Origin of the sequence: Luteimonas sp. TWI382 (assembly GCF_039674545.1) — a bacterium.
Taxonomy (GTDB): Bacteria; Pseudomonadota; Gammaproteobacteria; order Xanthomonadales; family Xanthomonadaceae; genus Luteimonas.
On record NZ_JBDJNS010000001.1, the window covers coordinates 1 to 17,062 of the forward strand.

The window sequence follows — 17,062 nt, forward strand, 5'->3', positions numbered from 1 at the left end:
GATGCCGACCCAAGCTCCCCCACGATCTGATCGATCAAAGGTCGGACGGTCTGGCACGGGGCGATCCGAAAAATGCCAACTCCCGGACCGCAAAAGCAACTTACAAGGTCGGCGCCGCAGGCGCCGGGTGGGGGCATCCCGCGATCCCCACCGCGTATCCTGCACCGATGACCGACATCCGGAAGTCCTTGATGCGCCCCATGCTGCTCGCCGTCCTGATCGCGACGTGCGCGGCCCCCGCCGCCCAGGCGCAGGCGCCGTACACCCGCTTCGACGAGGCGCCGCAGGTCGAGGCCCCCTCGCAGGCCGAACAGCGCGCCTGGACCGATTGGCTGCAGCGCAGCGCCGCCGCCCTCGCCGAGCGCGGCCAGCCGCGCGATCTCGCCCTGGCGGCGATGCTGCGCTCGGCGACCACGATGGCGGGCGATGCCCTGCGCGATGACGACGACGCGCCGTCGGCGGCGGCGCCCGTCGACGCGCAGGCCGACGCCTGGCGCCGCAGCGCGGCGGACACGGCCGGTGGCGACGCGCTCGCCAACGCACTGCTGATGGCCGGCGGCGACGCTCCGCTTCGACTGCGCGCGGCGCAGCGCTGGCTCGGCAGCGACCCGGAGAATCTCGCGCCGCTGCTGTATCGCGGCGGGCGTGTCGACACCCTGCTGACCGATGCACGCGGCGCCCGTCGCTTCGACCTGGGCATGCTCGAGCAGGTCCGATGGATCCAGGCCGCACTGCTGCGCCACCCGCCGACTGCGGCCGAACGCGCCGCATTGGCCGATGCCGGCGACGACATCGCCGACGAGCACGCGGCGACGATCGCGATGTCCCTGTGGGCCGCGTTCCCGCCGCCGGGCCTGGCGCCGATGCGGCAGGCCTGTACGCCGGACGCGCTGCGCGGCGACGCCGCCCGCCTGCGCGATTGCCGCCATATCGGCACGCTGATGGCCGACACCGCCGACACGCAGCTTGGTCGCATGCTCGGTCTCGACCTGCTGGCGCGCACCGCGGCCACCGCGGCCGAGCGGCGCGATGCGCAGTCGCGTCAGCGCACGCTCGACTGGCAGATGCTCGAATGGGGACGCATCGCCGGGTCGCAGCCGCGCGACGGCGCCGCGCAACTCGTGCGCCTGCTCGCCGACCCGTCGATCCGCAGCGAGGTCGCGCTGGTGGAGCGTTTGCTGCAGGAGGCAGGCGCGTCGCCGACGCCGCCCGCGGACTGGCAACCGATGCGCTGATCCATCGCGTCGCGTGCGCGTGGTCAGTCGCGTCTGATCGCACGCCCGCGCACGGTGTGCGCGTCGAACACGAACGCGTAGGTCAGACGCACGGGCACGGTGACGGCGACTGCGTCGTCGCCGCGACAGTCCGGATCGGCATCGGCGGCCGCCACGTCGGGAAACGTACAGGCCGCCGCACAAGGCCCTCCCTCGCTTGCGGGGGAGGGTTGGGTGGGGGCGATGGCGTCGAGAGGACGCTGGCCTGCCGCGAGCTGGCGGTGTCTCTCTCGTCCGGGACGAATTGTTACAACCGCTGCGCCTTGCCGGCGGCCAGCGCGTCATCGAGCAGGCGCGGCAGCGCCGCTTCGATCTGGCGGCTGGCTTCAGCCTGGCGTTCCCCGAGCGCACCCTGGCGACGACCCAGTTCGGCTTGCTGCTGCCCCAGTGCGCGCTGACGTTCGGCGAGGTCGCGCTGGCGGGCGGCGATCTCGTCCAGGTCGCGCTGATCGCTGGCGGGCACGTCACCGTCGCCGGCCAGCGCGCGTTGCGTGGCGGCGGTGGCCAGGCGGGCCTGCCGTTGGCCGAGCACACCCTGTTCGGCGCCGAGCCGGCCTTGCTCCCCACCCAGGCGGCCTTGCTGCGTGCCCAGCTCGCTCTGTTCGCGGCCGAGGCGGGTGACGGGCTCGAGCAGCGTGTCGAAGCGACGCAGGGTGGCGGGATCGCGGATCAGATAGCGGTCGTTGCCGCGTCGCAGCCACAGCGCATCGCCGCCGCCGGTCTGGCGCCTGGCCGCCTCGAAATCGTCCGTCGAGCCGCTCATGACGAAATCGGCGCCGCCGCGGGTGCGCACATAGGCCTGGGGCGTCCGGCCGGAGATCTGGACCTGACGGGTGCCGGACGTCGTCGCCGAGGCGACCGACGACGCGATCGCCGGCGCGGCGGCGGCCAGGGCCTCGGACGTCGCGGCGGCCGTGATTTCGGCGATCTCGGCCGAACTGAGTGCGGCTTCGGCCGCCTGCGCCGCCGAGGTGGCGATCTCGGCGATCTCCGCAGGGCTGAGCGCGGCGGCCGCTGCTGCGCTGATCGCCGGGCGCGCAGGCGTTGCAGGCGCTGACGGTGCCACCGGCAACACGGGGCGCGTGGGGGTTGCGGCCGCGGCCGGCACCGGGGGGACCGCGGAGGCGGCCGGCGCGGCGACCAGCCGCAATGGCAGCACGCCAGCGACGGCGACGCCGAGCAGCAGCAGTGATGCGCCCAGGCGCGAGGAGGAATGCGTGGTCTGGAGCATGGTCAATCTCCGCTTGAGGCTCAGGAAGGTGGGCGATGCGCTGGCCAGGCACGCAGGCCGGCCAGGTGTGACGCCCAGGCGCACCAGCAGGCGGCCGTAGCCGTGTCGGCAGCGATGGTCGCCGGCGACCACCGCAGCGTCGCAGGCGGCCTCGCGGGCGATGCCGTACTCGCGCACGGCCAGATGCACCAAGGGATGGAAGAACAGCAGGTGGCGCGCCAGCGTCGGGACCCAGCCCAGCCACAGGTCGCCGCGGCGCAGATGCACCAGCTCATGCGTCAGCGCCATGTCCAGTTCGTCGCTGTCGAGCGCGGTCTGGTCGGGCAGCAGCAATGTCGGGCGCAGTGCACCGACCAGTTGAGGCGAGGCAATCTGTGCGGAGATCCGCAGCACCGGCGCGCGGCGCAGGCCGTGGGCCTCGCACGCCAGCGCCAGCGCCTGGGTCAGCGAGGCATCGGTGCAGGGACGCGCGCTGCGGACCAAGGCGCGGGCCTCGCGCCAGCCGCGCAGCGTGCCGACGGCCATCACCAGGACACCGGCGGCCCACAGCGCCGCGATTGCGATCGGCCACAGCGGCGCGGCGACCTGCGGTGCCTGTACGGCGACGATTGCGACGCCGCTGGCGGGCAGGTCCAGCGCCGGCATCGCCGGCGGGGCGGCGGCCGGCAGCCACGGCAGTTCCATCCTGCCGACGGCCAGGCCCAGCACGGCCTGCAGGCCCACCAGCCACCACAGCCAGCACTGGCTGGCGGCGGACAGCCGCGGCAGCCAGCGGCACAGCCCCCAGACCACGGCGGCGAGCACCAGTGTGTGCAGGCTGGTCGCGGCCAGGCGTTCGAGCAGTGTCGCGATCATGGTGTCCATGCTCAGTCCTCTCCGCGCTCCGATTGCAGGCGTGCGACCAGTGCCTCGAGTTCGGCCAGTTCGTCATCGCTGACCTTGCCGCGCTTGGACATGAAGGCCACGAACGGGCTGACCGAGCCCTGCAGGGTCTTCTCCACGAAGGCCGCGACCGCGCCCTGGACCACGTCGTCCTCGCCGCGCGTGGCGGCATAGCGATAGACGCCGTCAACGCGGTGGCGCCGCAGATAGCCCTTGGCGCGCAGCCGCTCCATCATCGTGAGAACGGTCGAGCGCGCCAGGCCGCGCGCCTCGCCGAAGTCGGCGGCGACCTCGCCGACCGTCGCGTCGCCTTGCTGTCCGATCGACTGGAGCAAGGCGAGCTCCTGGTCTCCGATCGTGGATCTGGCCATGGTGGTGTTCCCGGTTGACTACAGATGTCGTCAGGCTAGTCGTGACGACAGCTGTCGTCAAGCATGACCGATGGCATGGGCCGACATTGCGCGCCTGCGGATTGGCCGGGGCTCCACACACGCCCGTCCGCTTGCCGGTGTACGCTGGCCTCGACCGGACCTGCGGAAGACGTCGATGAAGACCGTGCTGGTGGCCAGTTCCAAGGGCGGCGTCGGCAAGACCACGATCGCCACCCATCTCGCCGCGCATGCGGCGCTGGCGGGCGAGTCGACCGTGCTGATCGACGCCGACCCGCAGCATTCGTCCACTCGCTGGGCCGAGCGCCGCGCCGGCCTCGACAGCGCGGTGCTGCCGATCGACGGCAGCGCACGGCACCGCAAGGTCCTGGCGGCAATCCCCGAGGGCACCACGCGGCTGATCGTCGATGCCGCCGCCGGTGCGATGGCCGACGATCTCGACGCCTATCTGGAAGCCGCCGACGCGATCGTGGTGCCGGTGCTGCCGTCGGCGCTCGACATCGATGCGACAGTGGGCTTTCTCAACTCGCTCGCCCGCCACCCGCGCGTGCGCCGCGGCAACACCCGCGTGGGCCTGGTCGCCAATCGGCTGCGGCCGTGGACCAACGCGTCGCAGCAGGCACTCGACCTGCTTGCGCAATGGCCATATCCGGTGGTCGCGCAACTGCGCGACAGCCAGGCCTACGTGATGCTCGTGGGGCTGGGCCGCAGCCTGTTCGACTACCATTCGGCGCAGGTGCGCGAGCATCAGGACGATTGGACACCGCTGCTGAAGTGGCTGAAGAAGTAATCGCGCACCCGATCCCGACCCGACGACGAGACCGCCACGCCCATGCGCGAACTGATCCTGCTCCGCCACGCCCACGCCGACCCTGCGCTGCCCGGACAGGCGGACATCGACCGTCCGCTGTCGGCCGAGGGTCTGGCCGAGGCCGAGGCGGCTGGGCGCTGGCTGCGCGACAAGGCGCTGGTCCCCGATTGCGTGCTCTGCTCGCCGGCCAGGCGCACGCGCGAGACGCTCGAAGCGGTGCTGGGCGTGGTCGGCTATGTCGATCAGCGTCTGGAACCGGCGATCTACGAAGCCACACCCGGCACGCTGGCCGGCCTGGTCGACGACCATCGCGAGGTCGGGCGGCTGCTGCTGGTTGGCCACAACCCGGGCTTCGAACGGCTTGCGGCGTTGCTGCACAGCGGCCAGTCGGGCGACTACCGCGGCATGCCGCCAGGCGGCATCGCGGTGTTGAGCCTGCGCGACGACGCCGCGGTCGAGCCGGGCGTCGCCGACCTGTCGGCGTTCTGGTGGCCCTGACCGTCACGTTCGGAACGATGTCAACGACACCGGCGTGCATTGCGTGTGCAGGTCACAGGCCTTCGCCGGTTGCACCGTGGCTGCTGTCGGCCGGTCTGTGGCTGTCGGCGATCGCGGCCGTGCCGGCGTTGGCCGGCGAGACCCGCGCGCTGGTGCTCGACACCGCGCGCTCGGACATCGGCTTCCAATTGCGCACGCGCTGGGGCCAGCAGCTCGAAGGCCGGTTCGACGATTGGCACGGCGAGATCGTGTTGCTGCCTGACGGCCACCATCAGGTGCGCTTGACGCTGCCCACCGGCGGCGTGGAGATCGTCGGCAGCCGCAGCTACACCCGCATTACCCGGGGTGCCGGTTTCTTCGATGTCGAACGCCATCCCGAAGTGAGGTTCGTCTCCGATCCCTATCCGCCGACGCTCGCCCGCGAGGGGGGCGCGATGACCGGTGTGCTGAGCATCCGCGGGATCGCCCAGCGCGAGACGTTCCGGATCGCGCCGGCCGAGTGCGCGCGGCCGGCCGTGGACTGCGACGTCGTCGGCGAGGGCGATGTCCGCCGGAGTCGTTACGCGATGGACCGCTGGGGCTACGCGCTGTCCGACCAGGTCCGCTTCACACTGCGGATCCGGGCGGTGGAGCCGCACTGATGCGCTGGATCGGACGTGCCTTGCTGCTGGCGGCGACGCTGGCCACCGGCGCCTGTACGACGCTCACGTCCGCGCAGCGCGAGCGCGCGGCGCAGATCGCGCTCGAGGCGCGCGACACCACGATCGTGTGCGAGCGCGCCGACGCCTGCGCAACCCCGTCGCCGTTGCGCGAACTGGGCGTGCGCGCATTCGCGCGCAGCGCGCCGGAGGCGCCGCATCATGCCGCGCTGCTGCTCGAGTACGGGCAGGATGCATTGATCGCGCGGCTGGACCTGATCCGCGGCGCGCAGCGCACGCTCGATGTGCAGACCTACATCTTCGACGAGGACGATTCGGGTCACCTGGTGCTCGAGGAGCTGTTGGCCGCCGCCCGTCGCGGTGTGCGCGTGCGGCTGCTGGTCGATCAGCTCTCGGCGCTGCGCACCGTCGAGACCCTCACCGCCCTGGCCGGTGCGCATGTCGGTTTCGAGCTGCGCATCTACAACCCGGTACTGGGCCGCGCGCGCATCAGTTATCCGCGCTACGCACTGGCTGCGGCGTGCTGCTGGCGCCGGCTCAACCAGCGCATGCACAGCAAAGCGCTGCTGGTCGACGGTTTGGTCGGCATCACCGGTGGCCGCAATTACCAGGACGACTATTTCGATTGGAACGACAGCTTCAACTTCCGCGATCGCGATGTCCTGGTCGCCGGCCCGGTGGTGGCCGACATGGCCGAGAACTTCGAGGCGTTCTGGCAGTCGTCGCTGAGCACGCCGGTCGAGCAGCTCACCGATGTCGGTCGCCAGCTGCTGCGCGGCGGCGTGCCCGATGTGTCGTTCCTGGACTATGCGCGGCCCGAGCGCGTGGCTTCGGTCTCGGCCGACGCCAGCGACGCGGTGCTGGTGCAGCAGCGCCTGGCCGCGGCCGCGCTCGAGGTGGGCGAGGTGGAATTCATCGGCGACCTGCCGGCCAAGCACAAGCGCGACCACGAGCGCGCGCAGGACGCGACCGCCGCCACGCCGCGGCTGCGCGAGCTGATCGAGTCGGCCGACCAAGACGTGCTGCTGCAAACCCCGTACCTGGTGCTGTCCAAGCCGGCCGAGCACATGTTCGCGGACCTGCGCGAGCGGCCCGATCCGCCGCAGGTGACCGTGTCGACCAACAGCCTGGCGGCGACCGACTCGTTCATCACCTACGCGCTGTCCTACAAGTACAAACGCCGGCACCTGCGCGATTTCGGCTTCCACATCTACGAGTACAAGCCGTTTCCCGAGGACGCGCCGATCGACCTGGAAGCGACCGGCGCGGTCGGGATCTCCTGGAACGCCGATGGCAGCGTCAACATCGAGCGGAGCGGAGCGGAGGGCGTGGCGACGACACGTGAGGCTGCGCTGGCGGCCAGGCCGGACAGTGCGCCACCGCTCACGCGCGAGTACTCGGCGCTGCGCTACGCCGGCATCGGCGTGAACCGGCGCGTGCCGCTCAACCGCGCGGGGGTGCGGGTCGGGCTGCATGCCAAATCGATGGTGATCGACGATCGGGTCGGCGTCGTCGGCACGCACAACTTCGACCCGCGCGGCGACACGCTCAATACCGAAAGTGCGATCGTCATCGCCGACCCCGCATTCGCGCGCCGGCTGGCGGCGAGCATCCATCGTGACATCGCGCCGGCGAACTCGTGGACCATCGCCCGGCGCGACAAGCCGGCGTTCTTCTCCGGCATCGACTACACGATGGCGAAGATCTCCGAGCGATTGCCGGTGTTCGACCTGTGGCCCACGCGCTATGCGACCAGCTACGAGTTCCAGCCCGGACCCGATTGCCCGGCGCCACTGTCGCCCGACGATCCGGGCTTTCGCGCCTGCTATGCGCCTGTCGGCGATTTCCCCGAGGTCAACCTCGGCTGGCGCAGCCTGCTGACCCGGATCTCGACGGCCTTCGGGGCGGGTCTGGTGCCGATCCTGTAGCGAACGCAGGCCACGGCGCGCCCGCCGTGGAGACGTCTTGCGCGGGCCGCGGGCGTGACGTGCGTGCTCTGATCCCGTTGGGATGCCCCGTGCGTCCGCAACGTGCGCCGCGCCCGGCTTGGAGGGCGCCTTGCTCGTGGCGCGGACGTGCCGGATGGCCGTCTTGAATAAACGAAAGCTGAACAATCGCTGCGGTCGGGCCGAGTATGACGTCCGGCACATGGTGTTCTCGAACGGTGGTGTTGTAGTCTACCAACACACCGAATCACAACCACACCGGAGCACGACCATGCAGACCCAGACCGCCCCCGCCCGCACCGCCCCCAACGCTGCCTATGTCCGTCCGTTCGGCATCGGCTACGGCCGCAGCAGCGGTTACGGCACGCCGCGCAGCTACAGCCAGTCGTCGGTGCCCAGCCGCTTCCGCGTGGCTTGACCGGCTCTTCCGCCTTCGTCTCCTGGACCTTCGCCATGACCCGCATGCTCGCCATCGTTGACGCTGCCGCCCGCCTTGCCCCGATGTCTTCATTGCCGCGCCAGATCGGCCGCGCGCAGGCCGCCCGCCGCTGGCGCGGCACCGGGGCCCGCGGTCGCGATGCCGGGTCGCTGCCGCAGCGGTTCCGTTTCGCCTGATCCGCCGGACCGACCGCGACGTCCAGGCCGCGCGACGCCGACCCGTCGCTGCCGCCCGGCCGCACCGCAACGCAGCGGTGCATGCGCCACGTCGAGGAACGGCCTAAGCTGGCGCGTTCCCGCCCGGAGTTCCGCGCCGCATGTTCCGCAGCGACACCACGGTCGAGCAGCTCAACGCGCTGTCGGCCAATACCGCGATCGTCGCGCTCGGCATCGTCTTCACCGAGATCGGCCCCGATTACCTGCGTGCGACCATGCCGGTCGATGCGCGGACCCACCAGCCCTACGGGCTGCTGCACGGCGGCGCATCTGCGCTGCTGGCCGAGACGATCGGCAGCACCGCCGGCGGCCTGGCCGCGCCCGAGGGCTGCGGCGTCGTCGGCATCGAGATCAACGCCAACCATCTGCGCGGTGTGCGCAGCGGCACCGTCACCGGGACCGCGCGCGCGCTGCACGTGGGTCGCAGCACGCAGGTCTGGGACATCCGCATCGAGGACGCCGGCGGTCGGTTGGTCTGCGCCTCGCGGCTGACGCTGGCGGTGATCCCCAAGCCGTGAGCGCGTCCCTGCCCGGCAGTGGCGCGTCCAGGACCGGTTTGGGTATGGTGCGCGCATGACGTCCTTCCCCATTCATGCCGGCACCGGCGGCCCGTCGGTGCGCGCTTTGCGCTATGCGTATCGCGTGCCGATGCTGCTGTGGCACGTCTTCGTGCATTTGCCGCTGGTGCTGTTGTCGATGGTGCCGCCGATCGGCGCGCGCACGCTGCGCAGCGGTGAGCGGATCGATCACCGGATGATCCGCTGGTGGCAGGGCGGGCTGATGCGGGTGTTCGGTTTCCGGATGCGTCGGATCGGCACCCCGTTGCCGGGTGCGACGCTGTTCGTCGCCAACCACGTGAGCTGGGTCGACATCGTCGCGCTGCACAGCCAGCGGATGATGGGCTTCGTCGCCAAGCGCGAGATCGCCGGCTGGCCGGTGGTGGGCTGGCTGGCCGCGCGCGGGGAGACCATCTTCCACCAGCGCGGCAACCAGGAGTCGCTGGGCGGGGTGCTGCAGGAAATGCTCGCGCGGCTGCGCGCCGGACGCCCGGTCGCGGTGTTTCCCGAAGGGCGCACGCGTGGCGGCACGCATGTCGGCCCGTTCCACGCGCGCATCTTCCTGGCCGCGGTCGAGGCCAATGTCGCGGTGCAGCCAGTCGCGTTGCGCTACGGCGTCGGCGGCGCGGCGCAGACGATCGTGGCGTTCCGTGAGCGCGAGTCGTTCTTCGCCAACTTCCTGCGCTTGCTGGGCGAGGCGCCGCGGCAGGCCGACGTGATCTTCCTCGAGCCGATCCTGCCGGGCGAAGGCGAGGGCCGGCGCCGGATCGCCGATGTCTCGCGCGAGCGCATCGTCGCCGCGCTGGAGGCGGCGGGATGAGCGCGGCGCATCCGTCGGCGACGGCGGATGCGGACCGGCTGCCGGGCGCCGATGGCGGCCTGCGCGGCAGCGACTACGCGCCGCCGGCCTGGCTGCGCAGCCCGCATGTGCAGACCGTGCTGGGCAGCAGCCCCTGGCGCCGCCGACGCGGCGCCCGGCTGCTCGCGGCGACCGGCGCGGTGACCACCGAGCATCTGGTCGACGGCGGCGAGGGCGTGCGCCTGCACGGTCTGCATTCGGTGGTGCCCGGCACCGCGTCGCGCGGGCTGGCCCTGCTGCTGCACGGCTGGGAAGGCAGCACCGAATCGAGCTACATGCGCCTGACCGCGGCGCGGATGCTCGAGCGCGGTTACGAGGTGTTCCGGCTGAACTTCCGCGATCACGGCGGCAGCCATCACCTCAACGAGGCGATCTTCCATTCCAACCGGATCGACGAGGTCGTCCATGCCGCGCTCGACGTGGCGCGGCGCTTTCCTGCCCGGCCGATGGTTGCGGCCGGCTACTCGCTCGGTGGCAACTTCGTGCTGCGCCTGGCGTTGCGCGCGCCGGCGGTCGGCCTGCAGCTGGCCGGCGTGGCCTCGGTGTGTCCGGTGGTCGATCCGGCGCGCACGATGGTGTACATGGAGCGCGGTCATCGGCTGTACCTGCGGCATTTCGAACGCACCTGGCGTGCGTCGCTGCGGCGCAAGCGCGCGCTGTTCCCCGACCGCCATGCATTCGACGATGCCACCTTGCGCCTGGGCATGCGCGAGCTGACCGAGTGGCTGGTCCAGACCCACACCGATTTCGGCACGCTCGACAACTACTTCGATGGCTACTCGGTCGCCGGCGACCGCCTGGCCGGCCTGCAGGTGCCGACGGACATCCTGATGGCGGCCGACGATCCGGTGATTCCGCTCGACGCGTTCCACACTCTGGCATTGCCGGCGCATGCCCGCATCGAACTCAGCCGCTGGGGCGGGCACTGCGGCTTCCTGCTCGACGCCCACCTCGACGGGTTCGCCGAACGCTGGGTCGCCGCGCGACTCGACGCACATGCCGACGCGGCACGCGAGGCGGGCACCCGCACCCGCCTGGCGAGCGCGATCGGCAGCGACCTGGCGCCCGGCGCCGGTTGAGCGGCGCCGCGTAGATCACTTCCCCGCATCGCGGACGTCGGCGCGCGCAGCGCGACGGACGGAGGCACGCGCTCCGGCCGTCAGCAGATGGCCCGCTACAATGGCCGGCCCAGCCAGACGGACGGCGCCACGCCGGCACCAGCATGCAGCAACAGATCCTCGATGCCCTGCGCCGCGGCGCCCACGATGACGCCGCCGCGCTCGCGCGCCAGGCCCTGGCCGATGCGCCCCGCGATGTCGGCCTGTTGCGCGCCGCCGCGCTTGCGTTACGCACGGCTGGCGACCGCGATGGCGCGCTGGCGGCGATCGACGCCGCGCTCGCCGATGCGCCCGACGAGGCCGAGCTGCACTTCCAGCGTGCGGGCATGCTGCTCGACGCACGCGACATCGAGGCCGCGCAGGCGGCGTTGTCGCAGACGGTGTCGCTCGATCCCAACCAGTTCGGCGCCTATGTGATGCGCGCGCAGCTGGCGATCGGGCGCGGCGATCTCGACGAAGCCGAGCAGCAGCAGAAGCTGGCCGAGCGCGTGGCGCCCGAGCATCCGTGGACGACGATGCTCGCCGGCGCGATCGCCTCGCGCCGCGGCGACCACGACCGCGCGCTGGGCCTGCTGTCGCATGCCTCCGGTCAGGCGCCGGACGACCTGCAGGTGCTGCACGCGCTGGCCTTCGGCTATCTCGCGGCCGGGCACCTGGCGTTCGCCGAGCAGGCGTTCCGCCGCGTGATCGAGAAGACCGGCCAGGCGCCGCTGCGCGGGCTGCTGGCGCAGATCGTGCTGCAGCAGGGCCGTCCGGCCGACGCCGCCGACGTGATCGCCGAACTGCTGGCCGATCCGGCGCAGGTCACCCCGGCGTGGCAGACGCTGGGCGGCGAGCTCGAACTGGAGGCCGGGCGCCCCGAGCGCGCCGCGCCGCTGCTCCACGCCGCGTTCGCCGCGCATCCCGAGTCGCGCCGTGCAACCAATGCGCTGGTCCAGCTTTGGAGCAGGACCGACGCTGCGGACGATGCCCGCAGCACGCTCGATGCCGCGCTCGCCGCCGCGCCCGAGCACGATCACCTGTGGCTTGCGCGGCTGGCGTTCGAGCCGTTCGCCGGTGAGGCCGCGCGCAGCACCGTCGAGCGCTGGAACGCGCGACGTCCCGATCATCTGCCGGCGTTGCAGGCGCGCCTGTCGCTGGAGACCGGCGCCGGCGACATGGAGGCGGCCGAAGCGGTCGCGCGTGCGGTCACCGCACTGCAGCCCGGCCATGGCGCAGCCAATGAGTTCCTGTTCAACCAGCTGCTCGCACGCGACCCGGATGCGGCGGTGACCTTTGCCGAAGGCCTGCAGGCGACCGCGCACGACGGCGCCCGCCTGATGCTGCGCCGCTGGGTCGGCCTGGCCCAGGACGCGGCCGGCCGCTACGCCGATGCGGTCGCGACCTGGACCGCGGTCAGCGTCGAGACCAGCGCCGCGGCGAGCGCACCGCCCGAGCCGACGGCTGCGCCGGCGCAGTGGCCGGCGGTCGCCGAGACTTTGGCGGCGCAGCCTGCGGCGGTGTTCCTCTATGGCCCGCCCGGCGCCCAGGTCGACCGCGTCGCCGGCCTTCTGCGGCACGCGGTGCGCCAGTTCCGCGCCGACCGGTTCGCCGGTCCTGTCGCCGACGCATTCCAGGACACGGGCGTGCCGGCCCGGCTCGCTGCGGGCGAATTCACCGCACGACAGATCGTCGACAGCTGGCGCACCCAGTTGCCGGCACGCGACGCCGGCGAGGGCGCGATCGTCGACTGGCTGCCGTGGTGGGACAACGCCTGGCTGCTGGCGCTGCGGTCCGAGTTGCCGCAGGCGCGCTTGCTGCTGGCGCTGCGCGATCCGCGCGACATGCTGCTCGAATGGCTGGCGTTCGGTACCGCGCTGACCATGCGGGTGGACGACGCCCAGGGCGCGGCCGACTGGTTGGCCCGCCACCTGGCGCAGTTCGCCGACCTCATCGAGCAGCAACTGATGCCGGTCACGGTCGTGCGCACCGATGCGCCGACTGCCGATCCGATGGCGGTCGCGGCCGCGCTGGGCGAGGCCCTGGCGCTCGACGGCTTCCCGGTGCCGCCGCCGCAGGCGCTGGGTGCCGATCGCCTGCCCGCCGGACGCTGGCGCGCGTATACCGACGCGCTGGCCGGCCCGATCGCCGCATTGACCCCGGTCGCGGTGCGCTTGGGCTATCCACAGGCCTGACCGCCGCCCCGACTTCCGCCACGCAGGAGACGACACCATGCGCATCCACAGCGACAGTTTCGCGCCCGGCCAGCCGATCCCGGCGGCGTTCGCGGCAGGCACGCCCGACGGCTTGGGCGGCAACCGCAACCCGCACTTGGCCTGGGACGAGGTCCCGGCGGGCACGCGTTCGTTCGCGCTGCTGTGCCTGGACCCCGATGCCCCGACCGACCCGTCGCTGGCCGGTCGCGACGATATCGAGATTCCGGTCGAACATCCGCGCGGCACGTTCGTGCACTGGGCGGTGGTCGACCTGCCGGCCGAGCTGCGCGCGATCGAGGCAGGCAGCGCCAGCGACGGCGTGACGCCGGGCGGCAAGCGCCGACCGCCTGGGCCGGCGGGCGCGCGCCAGGGCCTGAACGACTACACCGGCTGGTTTGCTGGCAATGCCGACATGGCCGGCGACTGGTTCGGCTACGACGGCCCGTACCCGCCGCCCAACGACCTGCGCACGCATCGCTACTTCTTCCGCCTGTTCGCCCTCGATGTCGAACGTCTCGACGTGACCGAGCGCTTCACCGCAGGCGACGTGCAGCGTGCGATCCAGGGCCATGTGCTGGCCGAAGCGACCGTGTGGGGCAGCTATGCGCTGCATCCGCGCGCCACGCCGGCCTGAAGCCCACGCCGCGCGCGGACCGGGATCGGGGTCTGCCGGTCGGGGCGCGCGTCGCGGCGCACGCCCCCATCGATGTCGCGCTCAGCGCGCGACGGTCTCCGACTCGACCACCATGTCGAGCACATACGCCTGCGCCGGCGCATCGGCCGGCGGGTTGGCCACATCGAAGCGTTGCACGCGCACGACGTTGCGCGTGCCGTCTTCGTGGGTGAAGCCCTCGATCTCCTGGTACAGCGGCGCCCACGGCGCGTCGCCGGCCTCGCGCACGCCGTTGGCGTCGTAGCGCACTTCGCGCACCTGCAGGCAGCGGTGGTCGGGGATCAGCGGATGGCTGCAGGCCACGCGCTCGGGCGCGACCTCCAGGAACACCTGCTCGCCCGCGCCGCCGTAGCGCGTGGCGGGCGTGGGCGTGCCCTCGAACGTCAGCACGTCGCCGCCTTCGGTCTGCAGTGTCAACCGCGGGGCTTCGCCCTCGGCGATGGTGATGTGATGGGTGCCGGGCAGGCGCTGGCCGATCTCGCGCTCGAGCGTCTGCAGCCGCGGGTCTTGGCAGGCCATCATCGTCGAGATCACCTGGTCGACGGTCATGCGGTCGTCGTCGAGCGCGACGTTCGCGCTCATGTTGTTGCAGGCGTTGCGGACCTGGACGCCGCCATCGCGGAAATCGAGCTGCAACGGCGCACCGCCCTCGGCCAGCAGGCCGTCGATCCGTGCCCCGGTGCCCGAGCGGGCATCCACCAGGCGCCAGTGATAGGCCCCGAGCGTGGCCGTGTGGTCGGCCGGCGCAGCGTCGGGCAGGTCGGCGGCCGCCGCCTGCGCATCCGGCGTCGCGGCGGCATCGGGCGGGGAGGTGGCCGGCGAGCAGGCGATCAAGGCGAACGGCAGCAGCAGGGGCAGCGCACGACGCATCGGGGGTCTCCTTGGCGGACGGACGGATGCGCGCAAGCTTAACCGGCCCGCCTGTACGCACTGCGTGGACGCCGGAGCGGGCAGGGCCCGCGGTTCAAACATCGCGCGGGCCATCGGGTGACCGATATCACTGTCCCCACTTGGGGGTCGGGGCGCATCACACGCCTGGGGAGGCGCGGGCGTCGCCGAGGCCTCAGACCCCCGACGGCATCAATAGCAGCAGGCCCAGCCCGAGCGCGATGCGGTAGAGCGCAAAGCCGGTGAAGCGATGGCGCTTGATGTAGCCGAGCAACCACTTGACCACGATGAAACCCGTCACCATCGCGGCGACGAAGGCGATCGCGACATCGCCCCAGGCCTCTTCGCCCAGGCCCTGGTCGAGCCACAGTTCCATGAACGCGTAGCCACTGGCCGCGAACATCGTCGGAATGCCGACCAGGAACACGAATTCGGTCGCCGCCGACCGGCGGCTCAAACCGGCCAGCATTGCGATGAAGATCGCCGCCGCCGAGCGCGACGTGCCCGGGAACACGCCAGCCACGACCTGCGCCAGACCCACCAGCACCGCGACCGTCCAGGTCACGTCGCTGCGGTCGGGCCTGCGCTCGGCCAGGCGTTCGGCGACGATCATCCACAGCCCGCCGATCACCAGCGCCCAGGCCACCGGTGTGACGGTCTCGGGCAGCTCCCAGCCGGCCATGCGCACGGGCAGGCCGACCAGCGCGGTGACCAGGAACGCCAGCGCCAGCTTCATCGCGTAGTCGCGGTTGGCGCGTTCGCCAAGGCCAGTGGTCAGGCTCCAGATCCGCTGGCGGAACACCAGCGTGATCGCGACGATCGCGCCGGCCTGGATGATGATGTTGAAGAAATCGGAGCGGGCGCCGAGCCAGTGCTGGGCGATCAGCAGGTGACCGGTGCTGGAGACGGGCAGGAACTCGGTGAGCCCCTCGATGATGCCGAGCAACAGGGCGGAAATCGGGTCGGACACGGGGACTCACGGTGCAGCGGTGGGGGCGGGCAAGCATACGCGCCCGGTCCGGGCGGGGCCAAACCCGGGCCGCGCGCCGGATGCGGGAACGGCCCTGCGCGGTTCAGTCCCGCACGCCCGCCGCCGGCTGCTTGAGTTCGCGATAGCGTGCTATCGCCGCCCGCAGATCGCCGCCGAGCGCGGCCTGGTCGGCCAATTGCTGTTCCAGCACCGCAGTCTGGCGCTCCAGATCCGCGCGCTGGGCGCGGATGCCCGCGACCAGTGTCGCGTCGACGGGCGCGTCGCGCAGCTCCAGATCGGCGGCCTGGCGCAGCAGCGACAGCAGGCTCGCGCGCAGGTTGGCGATGCCCAGGTGCGAGGTCTTGATCGCTTCTTCGACCAGCACGATGCGCTCGCCGTAGGCGCGCCGCAGGTCGGCTTCGGTCGCGTAGGCCTCGACCATCGCCAGCTCCCGCCGCTGCAGCACGCCGCGCGCTTCGGCCTCGCGCTGCGCCTGCGCCTGCGCGGCCTCGGCCGCGCTGCGTTCCTCGTCGGTGAGCGCGCGGCCGATCTCAGCGGTGCGCACGCCGCTGCGGGCGTCGATCTCGGTGCGCGCCGCGTTCACCGCCGAGGCGGGCAGGGCATCGCCGCAGACCCGCCGGCCGCCTTCGTCCCAGCAGTACACCTTGCGGTCGGGCGCCGCGGTCTGCGCCGCTGCGGTGGTAGCGGCGAGCAGCAGCGTGGCTGCCAAAAGTCCCTGCAACGTCATCGTGTGCCTCCCCCGGCGGCGCTGGCGGGCCCTCAGCGCGCCGGGCCGCTTCCGTACTGCGACCGGTAGGCCAGCAGGCGATCGCGTTCGGCATCCAGTGTCGCGTTTTCGCCCGCGAACGCAAGCAGGTCCGACAGCCCGGCGATCGACACGACCGGCACGCCCTGCGCATCGGCCACGCGCTGGGCGGCCGAGCGCGGATCGTCGTCGGTCAGGCGCTCCTGGCGGTCGAGCGCGATCGCGATGCCTGCGACCTGCCCGCCGGCCGCGTCGATCAGTCCCAGCGCCTCGCCGATCGCGGTGCCCGCGGTGATCACGTCGTCGACGATCAGCACCCGGCGGCCATCGAGCGGTGCGCCGATCAAGGTGCCGCCCTCGCCGTGGGTCTTGGCCTCCTTGCGGTTGAACGCGATCGGCAGGTCGCGCCCGCGGCGCGCGTACTCCACGCCCAGCGCGCTCGCCAGCGGAATGCCCTTGTAGGCCGGTCCGAACAGCAGGTCGAAGTCGAGCCCGGCCGCCTCGAGCGCATCGGCGTAGCAGCGCGCCAGCGTCGCCAAGGCTGCGCCCGAGTCGAAGCGCCCGGCATTGAAGAAGTACGGGCTGACGCGGCCGGACTTGAGCGTGAACTCGCCAAAGCGCAGCGCCTGCACGTCGAAGGCGAGCTGCAGGAAACGGGTGCGGTGGTCGGACATCGGCGGCCTGGCGGGGAG

At 72.0% G+C, this 17,062-nt stretch carries 18 protein-coding genes and 1 pseudogene; 12 read left to right on the forward strand and 7 right to left on the reverse strand.

Annotated elements, in window-relative coordinates; all coding sequences use genetic code 11:
* Nucleotides 1-167: 167 nt before the first annotated feature.
* Nucleotides 168-1,235, forward strand: a complete 1,068-nt coding sequence (locus ABE505_RS00005) for a hypothetical protein (protein WP_346444835.1) — start codon at nt 168-170, stop codon at nt 1,233-1,235.
* A 23-nt stretch (nt 1,236-1,258) separates the two neighbouring features.
* On the opposite strand, the gene ABE505_RS00010 is transcribed toward ABE505_RS00005, so the two are convergent.
* From ABE505_RS00010 to ABE505_RS00020, 3 genes are all read right to left on the reverse strand, one after another.
* A complete protein-coding gene (locus ABE505_RS00010) occupies nt 1,259-1,390 on the reverse strand; it encodes a hypothetical protein (protein WP_346444833.1) in 132 nt (43 codons plus the stop codon).
* A 131-nt stretch (nt 1,391-1,521) separates the two neighbouring features.
* Nucleotides 1,522-3,369 (reverse strand): M56 family metallopeptidase, encoded by a 1,848-nt coding sequence (locus tag ABE505_RS00015; protein ID WP_346444832.1) that lies wholly within the window; start codon nt 3,367-3,369, stop codon nt 1,522-1,524.
* A gap of 2 nt (nt 3,370-3,371) precedes the next feature.
* On the reverse strand, nt 3,372-3,758 hold the full coding sequence (locus ABE505_RS00020; protein ID WP_241944957.1) for a BlaI/MecI/CopY family transcriptional regulator: 387 nt from the start codon (nt 3,756-3,758) through the stop codon (nt 3,372-3,374).
* A 175-nt stretch (nt 3,759-3,933) separates the two neighbouring features.
* Here ABE505_RS00020 and ABE505_RS00025 point away from each other — a divergent pair, with 175 nt between their 5' ends.
* From ABE505_RS00025 to ABE505_RS00075, 11 genes and pseudogenes are all read left to right on the forward strand, one after another.
* Nucleotides 3,934-4,566 carry a ParA family protein gene (locus tag ABE505_RS00025; protein ID WP_346444830.1) on the forward strand — a complete coding sequence of 211 codons (633 nt, stop codon included), beginning with the start codon at nt 3,934-3,936 and terminating at the stop codon, nt 4,564-4,566.
* A gap of 42 nt (nt 4,567-4,608) precedes the next feature.
* On the forward strand, nt 4,609-5,085 hold the full coding sequence (locus ABE505_RS00030; protein ID WP_346444828.1) for a histidine phosphatase family protein: 477 nt from the start codon (nt 4,609-4,611) through the stop codon (nt 5,083-5,085).
* Nucleotides 5,086-5,102: 17 nt separating this feature from the next.
* Nucleotides 5,103-5,726, forward strand: coding sequence for a YceI family protein (locus ABE505_RS00035; RefSeq protein ID WP_346444826.1), 624 nt, complete (start codon nt 5,103-5,105; stop codon nt 5,724-5,726).
* Nucleotides 5,726-7,672, forward strand: coding sequence for a phospholipase D family protein (locus ABE505_RS00040; protein WP_346444824.1), 1,947 nt, complete (start codon nt 5,726-5,728; stop codon nt 7,670-7,672). The genes ABE505_RS00035 and ABE505_RS00040 overlap by 1 nt, the downstream gene beginning before the upstream one ends.
* A gap of 289 nt (nt 7,673-7,961) precedes the next feature.
* Nucleotides 7,962-8,108 (forward strand): hypothetical protein, encoded by a 147-nt coding sequence (locus tag ABE505_RS00045; protein ID WP_346444822.1) that lies wholly within the window; start codon nt 7,962-7,964, stop codon nt 8,106-8,108.
* 35 nt (nt 8,109-8,143) lie between these two features.
* Entirely contained in the window at nt 8,144-8,305 is a 162-nt protein-coding gene (locus ABE505_RS00050; RefSeq protein ID WP_346444820.1) for a hypothetical protein, read from the forward strand.
* A 140-nt stretch (nt 8,306-8,445) separates the two neighbouring features.
* Nucleotides 8,446-8,862, forward strand: coding sequence for a hotdog fold thioesterase (locus ABE505_RS00055; RefSeq protein WP_346444818.1), 417 nt, complete (start codon nt 8,446-8,448; stop codon nt 8,860-8,862).
* A gap of 55 nt (nt 8,863-8,917) precedes the next feature.
* Nucleotides 8,918-9,721: a lysophospholipid acyltransferase family protein gene (locus tag ABE505_RS00060; protein ID WP_346444816.1), complete on the forward strand. Its 804-nt coding sequence runs from the start codon at nt 8,918-8,920 to the stop codon at nt 9,719-9,721.
* Nucleotides 9,722-9,780: 59 nt separating this feature from the next.
* A pseudogene (locus ABE505_RS00065) lies at nt 9,781-10,755 on the forward strand (alpha/beta fold hydrolase); the annotation flags it as partial.
* Nucleotides 10,756-10,982: 227 nt separating this feature from the next.
* Entirely contained in the window at nt 10,983-13,052 is a 2,070-nt protein-coding gene (locus ABE505_RS00070; RefSeq protein ID WP_346444814.1) for a tetratricopeptide repeat protein, read from the forward strand.
* A 37-nt stretch (nt 13,053-13,089) separates the two neighbouring features.
* Entirely contained in the window at nt 13,090-13,707 is a 618-nt protein-coding gene (locus ABE505_RS00075) for a YbhB/YbcL family Raf kinase inhibitor-like protein (RefSeq protein WP_346444812.1), read from the forward strand.
* An 81-nt stretch (nt 13,708-13,788) separates the two neighbouring features.
* Here ABE505_RS00075 and ABE505_RS00080 read toward each other — a convergent pair whose 3' ends face one another.
* The 4 genes from ABE505_RS00080 to pyrE all read right to left on the reverse strand — a co-directional run bounded on the left by ABE505_RS00080 (nt 13,789) and on the right by pyrE (nt 17,044).
* The gene (locus tag ABE505_RS00080; protein WP_346444810.1) at nt 13,789-14,616 is read right to left on the reverse strand and encodes an META and DUF4377 domain-containing protein; all 828 of its coding nucleotides are present in this window, start codon (nt 14,614-14,616) and stop codon (nt 13,789-13,791) included.
* Nucleotides 14,617-14,809: 193 nt separating this feature from the next.
* Nucleotides 14,810-15,604 carry an undecaprenyl-diphosphate phosphatase gene (locus ABE505_RS00085; RefSeq protein WP_346444808.1) on the reverse strand — a complete coding sequence of 265 codons (795 nt, stop codon included), beginning with the start codon at nt 15,602-15,604 and terminating at the stop codon, nt 14,810-14,812.
* A gap of 103 nt (nt 15,605-15,707) precedes the next feature.
* Entirely contained in the window at nt 15,708-16,352 is a 645-nt protein-coding gene (locus ABE505_RS00090) for a hypothetical protein (protein WP_346444806.1), read from the reverse strand.
* 32 nt (nt 16,353-16,384) lie between these two features.
* On the reverse strand, nt 16,385-17,044 hold the full coding sequence (gene pyrE, locus ABE505_RS00095; RefSeq protein WP_346444804.1) for an orotate phosphoribosyltransferase: 660 nt from the start codon (nt 17,042-17,044) through the stop codon (nt 16,385-16,387).
* Nucleotides 17,045-17,062 lie beyond the last annotated feature (18 nt).